We start from the raw sequence: 13,359 nt of genomic DNA on the forward strand, positions 1-13,359 counted from the left end.
TCAGGCCAGCAATGCCGCCAGGTCGGCCCGCACAAATGGCTTGGCAAGGAAGGTTTGACCCTCGCGCCAGGCCGGATGCGCGCGGTGGGTTTCCAGAGGCAAACCAGACATCAACACCACGCGGGTTTGTGGCCAGCGGCTGGCAATCGCTGCAGCCAGGGTAATGCCATTGCCACCACTACCCAAAGAAATATCCGACAGCACCAGTTCCACGGGCTCATTGCGGGCCAGCCAGTCTTGCGCTTCTTGTGCACCGGAGACGCCCACCGCGTCGGCGCCCAGCGTACGCAACATGGCCAACGCAGTGTCTTTCACGGCGGGGTCATCTTCCACCACCAGCACACGGCCAGATGCTTGATGCGTCAGCACCGGCCGGCTGTGTTCATGGGTCTGCGCGTCTTGCGTGCTGGATGGCAACCGCACAGAGACGCTGGTCCCCTGCCCGACGGTGCTCTGTATCTGCACATCCCCGCCGCTTTGCCGCACGAAACCATAAACACTCGACAGCCCCAAGCCGCTGCCTTCGCCCAGCGGGCGGGTGGTAAAGAATGGCTCCATCACCTTGTCGAGCAACTCTGGCGGGATGCCCGAACCGGTATCGATCACCGAAATGACCACCGCTTCTTTCAGCGCCGGCAACCGCTCCGGATTCGTACGCGTCTCGACCGCCAGCGTCAACGTACCGCCACCGGGCATAGCGGCGGCGCTGTTCAGCGCCAGGTTCAGGATGGCGTTTTCCAGTTGGCCACGGTCAACGCGCACGCTTTGCTTGCCTGTGACCGGTTTGATGACCACCTCAATCTCGGTGCCGACTGCGTATTCGATCAGGTCCAGCATTTCGGCCAGCATGTCATCCACCTGTACCACTTCTGCCTGCAATGGCTGGCGGCGGGCAAAAGACAGTAGACGCCGCGTGAGCTGCGAAGCCCGTTCCGCAGAGCGACGTGCCAGCTCGGCCATACCCAAAGCCTCTGGTTGTTTTTGCAGTTTGTCCTCCAGCATTTCCAGATTGCCCAGAATGGCCACCAGGAAATTGTTGAAGTCATGTGCAACGCCGCCAGTAAGCTGGCCCAGCACCTCCATTTTCTGCGCCTGACGCAAGTCGGCCTCCACCGCACGACGTGCAGTCAAGTCACGACACACGGCCACCCAGCCCCCACCGGGCATGCCCTGGCAGTGAAACTCCAGAATGCGTTGGTCAGCAAAATGCAGTTCTGCGGCAGCGGCAATCCGCGTTTGCCGGTCTGTCGTGCGCGTGGCAGTGCGGCGCGATACGGCCCGCCAGCGTGCCTGCACGGGCAAGGCTTTGCGCAGTTCCAGCAGAGTCATCCCGATATGCAGGCGCTGATCCGGCATGCCTAGTGCAGCCTGGAACATGGGGTTCCAGCCCACCAGACGACCTTCTCCATCATGCACGGAGACGCCGTCGTTCATGGAGCGAAACACGGTTTCCAGCAAGCGTTGCTGAGTATCCAGGCCCTCTGTGAGTTTTTGTTTTTCCAGCATATTGGCGCGAAACACTTCAAAGGCACGCGCCAGTTCGCCGACCTCATCCTTGCGGTCAATCGACGGAATGCGTTGTTCGGTGTGGCCAGATGCCAGCCGGGCCAGCACACGGGTCATGCGCTGAAGTTTGCGCAATACGCGGTCAACATAAGTGACGCCCAGAATAGCCAGCACCACACCAATCGCGGCCAGCAGCCACAAGCCTGATTCACTGGACGCCACGACACGTCGCACGCCTTCGTGACGGCGTTCTGCCACCTGGCGCAGTTCTTCAACATATTTGGCGGAGCGCTCATCAAGCTGATCGGCATGCGAGCGAATGAGCTGCACCAGATAAGTCATGCGTTGCTCGCTGGTCAGGAACTCGTTGCGCAGACTAAAGGCGTTATCTGGCCCTTCGCCAATTTTATGCAGCAGTGCGGCCAGTTCTGGTTCACGTTTGTCCTCACCCAGCGCACGCACGCGCATCCACAGGGCTTCACTGTCGCTTTCGGCCACGCCCAGCGTAGTGAAGTCCGTCGCCTGAAAAGCAGACATGGTCACCACCCACAGGTTGAGCAATGTGGGTGCATTGCGCGCCACTTCCTGCCGGCGACGCAGTATCCCGTTGCCGGCTTCATCGGCGTCACGTCGCTCTTCGTTGAGACGCCGCTGCAGCAGGCGGTGCATGCCCGACTGCACCATCAATCGCGTCAAATCACGGTCGATGCCATCCAGTTCGGCGTTGGCCGCCAGTTGATCGGCCGTGCGCTCGGGCAAATCCATGCTCAATACGCGGATATCACGCAGCAGGTTGTGCAGCACCTCGGTATCGCTACGCAGCAGATCGGGCGAGTCAGTCCCTGCCATGCCCGGTGCAATGGCGGCCACCTGCGCAACCTTTTCGGACAGCTTGAGCACGCGGGCGATTTCCGGCACCACGTTGGCTTCGTATTCATCCAGCGCGCGCTGGTTGGCGCGCATCCCCATTACCCCAACCAGCGCGACGGACATCGTGACCAGAAACAACAACAAAAAGGCCACGATCAGCCGGGTTCGGATACTGGGCATACGGTCAGGCAGACGGGAACGCAAGGCGCGCATGTTGCGCCCTACAGGCGGGTCACGGGGGTGGCAAACATATAACCTTCGCCACGCTCGGTACGGATATACGCAGGCAAGCGCGGATTGGGCTCGATCTTGCGTCTGAGGCGCAGGATCAGCACGTCGATGGTACGGTCATAAACGTCGATCTCGATGCCTCGCGTGTGCTCCAGCAGTTGATCGCGCGACCAGATACGGCTGGGTTGCTGCACCATGGCCGCCAGAATGGCGAACTCTCCACGCGTCAGCGAACACGGCTCGCACCCGTGACGCGCCAGCACGCGCTTGCCCATGTCCAGAACCCAGTCGCCAAAACCGTAGCGCACGCCACTATCAGCACTCGCGCGGGGTTGCGACAGCTCGGTACTCCGACGTAAATGCGCACGCACGCGGGCCAGCAGTTCGCGACCAGAAAACGGCTTGTTGATGAAATCATCGACCGCCAGCTCCAGCCCGAGGACGCGATCCGTCTCATCGCCCTGCCCACTGATCATGATGATGGGCACATTGGACTTTTGCCGCAGCTCTCGCGCCACGGTCATCCCATCCTCACCACGCAGTTTCAGGTCAAGAATGACCAGCGAACAAGGCTGCGTAGCAAGGTGCTGGAACAGCCCGCTGCTCTGGCCAACCGCGCAAACGGTGAAGCCGGCGTCTTCAAGCAGCGTTTTCAACCACTGTCGTACCTCTGCATCGTCATCCAGGATCAGGATGCAATGTCTGTTATCCATAGCTGACTCTCCACCTGGCAGCGCTTCTGTTGGCGCAATCGCCCAGTCTGACTGTATGTCATCCACTGTGCGGGTGATGCTGCCTTTGCAAGGCAGCGGCGTCAACTTTCACGGTGGCGTGCTCGCGCGCTTGCGCTAGTATGAGCGTCTCATTTGGCATAAAAACTCAGGCCAACCGGGTGCAACGCGATACACTGCGTGTCGATGACAGCAGCCAGACCTCGAGCTGCCCCGTAATACGTGGACCCACATGCGCATACTGCTGGTTGAAGACGATGTCCTGCTGGGCGATGGCGTAGCCGCCGGGCTGCGTGACGCCGGCTTTACCGTAGACTGGATTACCGATGGTGAAGAAGCCCTGACGGCGCTCACCACGGTGCCTTACGAGGTCGTCGTGCTCGACCTTGGCCTGCCACGCCGCGACGGGATCAGCGTTTTGCGCACTTTGCGCGCACAACGGCGTGATATGCCGGTATTGATCCTGACTGCGCGTGACCAGGTCAACGAACGGGTCACGGGTCTGGAAAACGGCGCTGACGATTATGTCGTCAAACCCGTTGCGCTGGCAGAACTGATCGCCCGGGTCCGCGCCTTGTTGCGCCGTGCTCACGGACGGGCCCAACCGCTCATTGAAGCCGGCAACCTCACCGTTGACCCAGCCACCCGCGCGGTCACGCTGGAAGGCCGGCTGGTGACGCTTTCGCCACGAGAATACCTGTTGCTGGTTGATCTGGTCGAACACCGCGGCATTGCCCGCACCCGCACACAGCTGGAAGACAGCCTGTACGGTTTTGGCGAAGAAGTCGGCAGCAATGCAGTCGAGGTCCATGTACACCACCTGCGCAAAAAACTGGGCGAATCCTTGATCCGCACCGTGCGCGGGGTGGGTTATCTGTTCGTGCCGGATCAAGGCCATGGTCCACTGACTGGCTGAACGGCAAGATCCCCGGGCAACCTGCTGCGTTGCGGCATGTCCCACACGCATATCAGCAAGCGCCTACAGCGCGTCGGCGCTCGGCGCCTGCACTATGGCAAAGCTGGTTATCCGCCGTTTTTTCACGTTTGCCGCAGCTTGCGAGATCTCTAATGAATGTCGATCGACTTTCGATCCTCTATGTAGAAGACAACGAGATGCTCCGCGCGACCATCGTCGAGTATCTGGTAGAGGAACTGGGCCTGCCGGTCACCCCGGTTGCCAGCGCGGAAGAAGCCCTGACGACCCTGTCCCAGGACCGCTACGATATCCTGCTGACCGACGTCAGCCTGCCTGGCCGGTCCGGCGTTGACCTGGGCCGCGAAGCGCTGGCCCGCTATCCGGACATCCACCTCATCCTCGCCACCGGGCACGATGTCTCTGGTTTTGTGCAAAACATGCCCAATACCCAATGCCTGCCCAAACCGTTTGATCTGGACCATATCGACGCTGTGCTGGCCAACGTGCGGCAAGCCATTGCAGAACGGGCTTGATTGACCATTTGCCGCGGGCAGGCCCTGATCCGCGCCCTGCTGCGCCAGGCCCCGCCCGGTTTCCGGCAGCAAGACCAGGACTTGTACCCCAACTGGCTTGCCATCCGCGCCGGACTAGCCGCAGTGCCTGACGCGGCCATAGCGCCGGCCAGCTATCCTTGTGTAGGACTGCCGCCTACATCCTTACACGCCCTCTCATGACATCATCGCGCCTGATCCATATTGCGCGGTATCAGCGTCCTTGCGCGTTTTCCAACCGGCCCGGTAGTACAACAACAACGATGAATGCCATGACCGATCTGTCGATCCCTGAAAACACATTCCGCCGTATTCTGGCCCGCAATGTGCTGGCCCCACTGATTGTGGCGGCAGTGACCTCTGCCATCTACATCGGCCTGGTGCTGTACCTGCAAAGTGTCAGCCGTTGGGTAGACCATGCAGATCTGGTCATCAGCAAGACCACCGCAGCCAGCAAGCTATTGGTAGATGGCGAAACCGGCCTGCGCGGCTACGTGCTCACCGGCAAGGCCAACTTTCTGGAGCCGTACAACAACTCCATCGAACAGTTCCTCGATACGTTGCACGAAGCCAAATCGCTGACCACCGATAACCCCAATCAGCAGGCGTTCTTTACCCGGGCCGAAGAGCGCTACAAGGAATGGCATAACTACGCCGAGCGCGTCATCAAGGCACGCCAGGAGAACGCCCAGAACGCTAGCGACTATGTCACTTCGGAAGCGGGCAAAACGCAGATGGACCAGCTGCGCGGATTTTTCAGCCAGATCATCCAGACCGAAGAAGCATTGCGCGCACAACGCAATATCGATGTTGAAAACACCGTGAACTGGTTGTTGGGCCTGACCATCGGGATCGGGCTGCTTTCCGGCGTGATTCTGGTCTTGAGTGGCCGTCGCCAGTTACGGCAATTGTCTGATGTGTACGGCGACACCCTGGAGCGCCAGCAAAAACACAATCTGCAGCTGGAACGGCAAAGCTGGCTGCGCAAAGGCCAGACCGAACTGGCCACCGTCATGCTGGGTGAGCAAAGCATCAATACGCTTGCCGCCAACATGCTGGACTTCATGGTGCGTTATCTGGGCGCATCGGTCGGCGCGGTGTACATCAGCGAAGATCGTCAACACTTCACGCGCGTCAGCCAGTACGCATTAGAAGCCATGTCGCTCGAAAGCCAGCGCGAATTTGAATTGCGGGAGGGCATTGCGGGTCAGTCCGCCGCGGAAAACCGCGTGATGCTGATCAGCGACATCCCGGACAACTATCTGCGTATTTCCTCAGCCCTTGGCGCCAGCAAACCACGGGCAGTGCTGGTGGTGCCGGCACGGGGCGACCGATTTGTGAACCTGGTGATGGAGCTGTCGTTCAGTGCCGCTCTGCCTGACCAGGCGGAAGAGTTCGTCAATCTGGTTGCTCACAGTATGGGCACTGCGATTGATAGCGCGCAGTACCGCGAGCAATTGCAAAACGTGCTGAGCGAGACACAACAACTCAACGAAGAACTGCAAGCGCAGCAAGAAGAGTTGAAAGTCGCCAACGAAGAACTGGAAGAACAATCCCGCTCTCTGCGTGAATCCCAGGCGCGGCTGGAAAGCCAGCAAGTGGAGCTGGAACAAAACAACGATCAACTGGAACAACAAACCCAAACCTTGCAACAGCAGCGTGATGAGCTGGATATGCGCAATGAGGCGCTGCGCATGGTGCATGTGCAACTGGAAGAACGCGCCGACGAACTCCTGCGGGCCAGCCGCTACAAGAGCGAGTTCCTGGCCAACATGTCGCATGAATTGCGCACACCGCTCAACAGTGCACTCATTTTATCCAAGCTGCTGGCCGACAACCCGGATGGCAATCTGTCTGATGAGCAAGTCCAGTTTGCCAGCTCGATCTACTCGTCCGGCAATGACTTGCTCACGCTGATTAACGACATTCTGGATCTATCCAAGGTCGAAGCCGGCAAGCTCGATATCTGGCCGGAGGATGTCTCGACCAGCCGCCTGCTGGAAGGTCTGGAGGGCGTGTTCAAACCACTGGCACAAAGCAAGGGTGTGGAACTGGAAGTCGTGGCGCGCGCCAATCTGCCACGTACCATCGTGTCAGATCAGGCCCGTTTGCAGCAGATTCTGAAGAACTTGCTCTCCAATGCCATCAAGTTCACCGAGAAAGGCAGCGTTCATATCGTTGCCGGTCTGCATGCGCCAGGCCAGGTGGCCTTTGCCGTTTCCGATACCGGCATCGGGATTGCTGAAGCGGAGCTGGACGCCATTTTTGGCGCATTCCACCAGGCGGATGGTGCCACTAACCGCAAATTTGGTGGCACCGGTCTGGGCCTGACTATTTCACGCGACCTGGCGACACTGTTGGGTGGTTCCATCACTGTACAAAGCACGCCGGGCACCGGCAGCACCTTCACACTGATTGTGCCGCTAACCTTGCCCCAGCAAGCCGACACGGAGCAACATCCGGCGGCGCCTGCGGTCCACGCCCCGGCGCCTGCCCCGGCCCCCGCCCTGCCCGCCGCCCAGGAATCGCCCCCGGCGATCGTCGCGGATGATCGCGAAACCTTGCGCCCCGACGCGCGCAACGTCTTGATCATTGAGGACGACGCCACCTTCGCCCGCATTTTGTATGCGCTGGGCAAGGAACTGGGTTTTGATTGTCTGCTGGCCGACACCGCGCAGAAGGGTTTTGATCTGGCATTGAGCTACATGCCCGATGCCGTCATGCTGGATATGAAACTACCCGACCAATCGGGCATGACGGTGCTGGAGCGCCTCAAGGAAGAACCGCGCACCCGGCATATTCCGGTACACGTGATCTCGGGCATCGACAGCAGCCACGCAGCCCTGCAGGCCGGCGCAATTGGTTATGCACTCAAACCGACCGATCGGGAAGCGCTGCGCCGCGTGTTCGGGCGGATTGAAGCCAAACTCTCGCAAGCCATCAAACACGTGCTGGTCGTGGAAGATGACCCGCTGCAGCGCGAAAGCATGATGAAACTGATTGCAGACGAAGACGTGAAGATCACCGCTGTGGCATTGGCTGAAGATGCGCTGGAGCATCTGAAGAAAACCGATTTCGACTGCATGGTGGTTGATCTCACCTTGCCCGACATGGCGGGCTACGAACTCCTCAAACGCATGGCCGGCGATGCGTCTTATGCGTTTCCTCCTGTCATTGTCTACACCGGCCGGGTGCTGAGCCGGGAAGAAGAAGCCGAGCTGCGTCGTTATTCGCACTCCATCATCATCAAGGGCGCGCGCTCGCCAGAACGGCTGCTGGATGAAGTCACACTGTTCCTGCACCGTGTAGAGACCACACTGGCACCAGAACGCCAGCAAATGCTGAAAGTGGCGCGTAGCCGGGAGAAGGCCTTTGAAGGTCGCAAAATCATGGTGGTCGATGATGATGTGCGTAACATCTTTGCGCTGAGCAGCGCGCTGGAGCCCAAAGGTGCGCAAATTGTCATTGCCCGCAATGGTCGGGACGCGCTGGAAAAACTGGATAACGATCCGGAAATCGACCTCGTTCTGATGGACATCATGATGCCGGAAATGGATGGCTACACCGCCATGCGCCAGCTTCGCGCGGATGAACGTTTTACCCGCTTGCCCATTATTGCGGTCACCGCCAATGCCATGCGGGATGACCAGGAGAAATGCCTGGCCGCAGGAGCCAATGACTATCTGGCCAAGCCGATTGATCTGGACAAGCTGATGTCATTGATCCGGGTGTGGATGCCCAAACTGAGCCGTCTATGACCGGCATGAACGATATGTATAACGCTGCCGACTTCGACATCGAATTGCGCTTGCTGATTGAGGCCATCTACCTCAAGTACAGCTATGATTTTCGCAATTATTCGCCCGCATCCATGAAGCGGCGGGTGGCGCACGCCCTGCAGCAGTTTGATTGCGAGACGGTCAGCCAGCTGCAGCACCGGGTGATGCATGACGTCGATTGTTTTCCGGCGCTGTTGCAGTATCTGACGATCCCGGTGAGCGAGATGTTCCGGGACCCGGCTTATTTCAAGGCGCTGCGGGAACAAGTGCTGCCCATCTTGCACACCTACCCCACGATCAAGGTGTGGATTGCCGGCTGCAGTACAGGTGAAGAAGTGTATTCCATGGCCATCATGCTCAAGGAAGAAGGCCTGCTGGAACGCGCCATCATTTACGCGACGGACATCAACCCGCACAGTCTGCAAAAGGCCGAAGCCGGTATTTACCCCATAGAAAGCATGGCGCTGTTTGAGCGCAATTATGAAATGGCTGGCGGTACACGGGCGCTGTCGGACTATTGCACCTCAGCGTATGGCTCGGTGTTGTTCGACAAACAACTGCGCCGCAATGTGACCTTTGCCGATCACAGCCTGGCCACGGATAGCGTGTTCTCAGAGGTTCAGCTGATCTCGTGTCGCAACGTGCTTATCTATTTCAACCGGGAGCTCCAGAACCGCGCCTTCGGGCTGTTTCATCAGTCATTGGTGCATCGTGGTTTTCTGGGGCTGGGCTCTAAAGAAACAGTGCAGTTTTCTGACTTTGCAAGCCAGTTCGAGTCCTTTGCCAAAACCGAACGCGTGTTCCGGAAAACATGACCATGTACCTGCAACCGCGAGACACCCGCCATGTGCCGCAAACGATCCTGATTGGTGGTTCAGCCGGTAGTGTGGAAGCGCTGGGCCAGATTCTGCCCGCGTTGCCCGCCGACTTTGCTGCGGCGGTGGTCATCGTCGTCCATCTGCCCGCCAACAGCCCCAGTTTGCTGGTCGATATTTTCGCGCAGCGTATGGCCTTGCCCGTGGCCGAGGTGCACGACAAGGTGCAATTGGTCCCGGGTCATGTCTACTTTGCGCCACCTGATTACCATGTGCTGGTTGAACCAGAAGGTGAATTGACGCTCAATGACGACCCGCCGCTGCATTTTTGCCGCCCCGCGATCGATCTGTTGTTTGAATCTGGCGCCGATGCGCTGGGTAAAAAAGCCGTGGGCGTATTGCTGACCGGTGCCAATCATGATGGTGCTGCCGGCATGGCCGCCCTGGCGGCCGCTGGCGCCATGACCATTGTGCAGGATCCGGCCGATGCACAAGTCCCGCTCATGCCCTCATCTGCGCTCAAGAAAACGCCGGTAAACCGGGTTCTGCCCGCGAGCGCCATCGGCCCCGCGCTGGCCGCCCTTGTTCATGGATAAACCGATGCAGACAGCCAAAGCCAAAATTCTGGTGGTGGACGATCTGGCGGAGAACTTGCTCGCGCTGGAGGCCCTGATCCGCAGCGACATGCTGGAAATTCATACCGCGCAATCGGGCTTGCAGGCGCTGGAATTGATTTTGTTGCATGACTTTGCCCTGGCGCTCATTGATGTGCAGATGCCCGGCATGAACGGGTTCGAATTGGCCGAATACATGCGCGGGACGGAAAAATCCAAACATGTGCCGATCGTGTTTGTCACCGCCGGCAACAAAGAGCACTTTGTATTCAAAGGCTATGAGAGTGGTGCTGTCGACTTTTTGCACAAGCCGCTGGATGCCCATGCGGTACGCAGCAAGATCAATATTTTTGTAGAACTGCATCAGCAGCGCCTTGCCATGCGGTGTCAGTTGCAAGAACTGGAAACCAGCCGCGCAGCGCAAGAAAAACTGTTGTTGCAACTCCAGAAAACCCAGGGTGAATTACAACAAGCCGTCCGGGTACGGGACGACTTCATGGCAATTGCATCGCATGAACTGAAGACCCCGCTGGCTACGCTCAAGTTGCAAAACCAGTTACGCCAGCGTCATCTGGATCGGGACAACAAAGATGCATTTGTGCCCGACAAACTCCGGAAAATGATCGAAACCGACTCACGACTGGTCGAGACGGTGATCCGCCTGATTGACGACATGCTGGACGTCAGCCGCATCCGCGTTGGCAAGCTGACTTATGCAACGTCGTACTTTGATTTGTCTGAACTGACACATGAAATTGTCGAGCGCTTTGCAGAACAACTGACCTTGGCCAATCAGCGTTATACGGTGGAGATCGCGGATGGCATCACCGGCCTGTGGGACCGCTATCGGCTTGATCAAGTGATTTCCAACCTGATCACCAATGCGATCCGCTATGGCAGCGGCAAGCCCGTAGAGATCAAACTGGCCCGCCAGGGCGACTACGTCAGCCTGTCGGTGCGGGATCACGGCATTGGCATTGCCCCGCAAGACAAAGCGCGTATTTTTCAGGTATTTGAGCGTGCTACGGCCACCAGCGAATCCGGTGGTCTGGGTCTGGGGCTGTTTATCGTGGCGCAAATTGTGGAAGCGCATAACGGCAAGATCAAACTGGATAGCGCCCCGGGCGAGGGATCAACCTTTACGATCCAGTTGCCCATTGAGGAAGGGGTAGCTGGCGCCAACCCGGTCAAACCAGCGTCGCAAACCCCAGCAGCACGGTAAACAGCGCTGCGCGACGGCCAGCGAACTGCGGCCACCGCAGCTCTGCCACGATCAGTGCACTGGCGGCCAGCATGGCCCACAAAGACGCCGGTGCCAGGCCAAGTGCCAGCATCAGCGGGCCGCAACTGATCAGGCAGTCTACCCCTTGCTGTGCGCCAAACCGCAGGCAGTCCGTATCTGCCCGCCAGCCTGTCAATGCAAGTGGCCGGGTACGATGACACCGCAGCAAGGCACGGTGTCGTTGCGGGGTGAGTTGCCAGACTGCCGCCAACACAAACAACATCATCACGGCCGCAGGTGGCGCTTCAAAACGTACAAGCAGCAACCCGATTGGCCAAGCGGGCAATAGCCAGATCATCAGCCACCCCAGCACAAATAGCGCCATCGCCCGTCCTCGTCGGGAACGCAAGCTGCGAAAAGCCACATGCCGCAGGGGCATCAACCAGCGCGGGGCCATCATGGCCAGCAGCATCAGCACGCCACCCGCCACCGTAGGTGGCGTATGCCCAGGAACGACACCACGCGCAGTGCATAGCGCCAGGGCCGGCATGGCACCACCCGCACCAGCCAGCAGCACCGACCATGCCGCCAGGCACAGCACCAGCGCGAACCACTCCGGGTGCCAGGCCAGCCGCTGCCGTAACGCATTCAACTCAGTCTCCGTAGTACAAGCTGATCCGGCCAACCTGCAGATCAGGCGCCTGCTGTCCTGCCCGCAATGGCGCGAAAGTGACATGGAACTGGTGCGGGTCCCAGGCGTTGGCAGACTTGAGGTGTTCAACCACCTGTGTCACATCCAGTACATACGTGAGCCCACTGCCCTGATGCAGCAGATCACTGCCAGATGCCGCCTGTACACCAAACATGGGTAGCGTGCCGGCAAAGCGTGGGTCTGACTGCGCTGGCGGCGTGGCAGCGTTGTCTGCATTGAGGAACACCCCGTATCCGCCCGGCCGACCACTGCCAGTGATGTTCTCAAGATTGAGATAAACGCGCGTCGGCGCAGAAGTCAGTGCCGCGCCACGCACCCCGGTCGAGCCTGGGTGCAGCGGCACTTGCGCAGTAGACGGTGCATTGCTGAGCGCATGCGCCACAGACGTGCCGCCTGCCAGCTCCGCCGGTTGCTGAACCACCGCGCCCATCGGGCCGCCCACAGCGGCATGAACGCTCACGGGCGCCCCCGTGGCAAACGGGTCTGCAGTGTCTTCATATTGATATCCCAAAAGCGCGTTGGTCGTATCAAGCATCTGGCTGGGCACATATGTTTGCACCTGGCCGCTGGCGTCATGAAACTGGAATTTGGCGTTGCTGGCCGATAGCCATGCCGTATCGGTCGGGTTGCGATGCGACGATTGCCGGGTCAGCCATACTTGCCATAAACGGTCGATATTGGCGTGGTGCAACCAGAAGATCGGGTCGAGCGCAGCCGTCTCAAAAGCGCTCATCAAACCGCTATCACCGCCAACGGCCACATGCACATCGCCATGCGGGGTTTTCTCGAGCCCGCCAGTGGGGCCGTTGCCATGGTTAAAACCGGTTTTGGGTCCGCCAAAGCCAGGGTGCCCACCATCAGCGATCCCGGTATAGAGCGCGTCGGCAAGACAGCCCAGATCAACCTCGGCCGCTGTCATGCCTACATCGCCGTTGTCATTCGGCGCACGGGCGCTGACGTTGAGTGCATTGGCGCTGCCGTCCGGCAAAGTGGGCAAGATGAACGCCGCTGGCAAACGTCGCGCCGTCGGGTTGTTGGCATCGCTGTAATTCCAGTACGGCAATGACCACCCGGCCGGGCCGCCAAGCTTGACCACCGTCGCGGCCACAATCGCCTCAAAGCACATCAAATACATGCGATGCCAGGGTAGAAAGAACCAGGACGAATGCTGGCACTGGCTCCAGAACGCACGCTGATCTACGGTAGCGGGCAGCGTATCGCTGTCGCTGGCAAAGGGATCCTGATCGCGCTGGTAGCCGTGAATAGCGGCTTGATAACGCCAACTGGTGGGGTCGTTGATCGGCCGTGTCTGCATATCCGCAACGGCTTTGGCGTACCACAGCAAGGTAGAGTCCCACTGCGCTAACTTGCTGACGTCCTGACGAATACGTGCGGCCATGATGGCGCCTCCA

The 13,359-nt window shown here is 59.3% G+C and carries 10 protein-coding genes; 6 read left to right on the plus strand and 4 right to left on the minus strand.

The genetic code is table 11. From position 1 onward, the window contains the following. Positions 1 to 2,556 carry an ATP-binding protein gene (locus IEX44_RS04630; protein WP_229678751.1) on the minus strand — a complete coding sequence of 852 codons (2,556 nt, stop codon included), beginning with the start codon at positions 2,554 to 2,556 and terminating at the stop codon, positions 1 to 3. 41 nt (positions 2,557 to 2,597) lie between these two features. Continuing rightward, the gene (locus tag IEX44_RS04635; protein WP_188689447.1) at positions 2,598 to 3,320 is read right to left on the minus strand and encodes a response regulator; all 723 of its coding nucleotides are present in this window, start codon (positions 3,318 to 3,320) and stop codon (positions 2,598 to 2,600) included. Between the two features lie 250 nt (positions 3,321 to 3,570). On the opposite strand from IEX44_RS04635, the gene IEX44_RS04640 reads away from it, so the two are divergent. From IEX44_RS04640 to IEX44_RS04665, 6 genes are all read left to right on the plus strand, one after another. Next, complete coding sequence (locus tag IEX44_RS04640; RefSeq protein ID WP_188689450.1) at positions 3,571 to 4,254, plus strand: response regulator transcription factor; 684 nt, start codon at positions 3,571 to 3,573, stop codon at positions 4,252 to 4,254. A gap of 152 nt (positions 4,255 to 4,406) precedes the next feature. Beyond that, complete coding sequence (locus IEX44_RS04645) at positions 4,407 to 4,787, plus strand: response regulator (protein ID WP_188689453.1); 381 nt, start codon at positions 4,407 to 4,409, stop codon at positions 4,785 to 4,787. A gap of 290 nt (positions 4,788 to 5,077) precedes the next feature. Beyond that, entirely contained in the window at positions 5,078 to 8,563 is a 3,486-nt protein-coding gene (locus tag IEX44_RS04650; RefSeq protein ID WP_188689455.1) for a response regulator, read from the plus strand. Further along, positions 8,560 to 9,399 (plus strand): CheR family methyltransferase, encoded by an 840-nt coding sequence (locus tag IEX44_RS04655; protein WP_229678752.1) that lies wholly within the window; start codon positions 8,560 to 8,562, stop codon positions 9,397 to 9,399. Before IEX44_RS04650 ends, IEX44_RS04655 begins: the two co-directional genes overlap by 4 nt. A 2-nt stretch (positions 9,400 to 9,401) precedes the next feature. Next, positions 9,402 to 9,995, plus strand: a complete 594-nt coding sequence (locus tag IEX44_RS04660) for a chemotaxis protein CheB (RefSeq protein WP_188689458.1) — start codon at positions 9,402 to 9,404, stop codon at positions 9,993 to 9,995. A 4-nt stretch (positions 9,996 to 9,999) separates the two neighbouring features. Further along, positions 10,000 to 11,235 (plus strand): hybrid sensor histidine kinase/response regulator, encoded by a 1,236-nt coding sequence (locus IEX44_RS04665; RefSeq protein ID WP_229678753.1) that lies wholly within the window; start codon positions 10,000 to 10,002, stop codon positions 11,233 to 11,235. Here the strand turns inward: IEX44_RS04665 and IEX44_RS04670 are convergent. Further along, the gene (locus tag IEX44_RS04670) at positions 11,201 to 11,887 is read right to left on the minus strand and encodes a copper chaperone (protein WP_188689465.1); all 687 of its coding nucleotides are present in this window, start codon (positions 11,885 to 11,887) and stop codon (positions 11,201 to 11,203) included. The genes IEX44_RS04665 and IEX44_RS04670 overlap by 35 nt on opposite strands. Before the next feature lies 1 nt (position 11,888). After that, positions 11,889 to 13,346, minus strand: a complete 1,458-nt coding sequence (locus IEX44_RS04675) for a tyrosinase family protein (RefSeq protein ID WP_188689469.1) — start codon at positions 13,344 to 13,346, stop codon at positions 11,889 to 11,891. Positions 13,347 to 13,359 lie beyond the last annotated feature (13 nt).

The organism is Silvimonas amylolytica (assembly GCF_014645555.1).
Classification (GTDB): Bacteria; Pseudomonadota; Gammaproteobacteria; order Burkholderiales; family Chitinibacteraceae; genus Silvimonas; species Silvimonas amylolytica.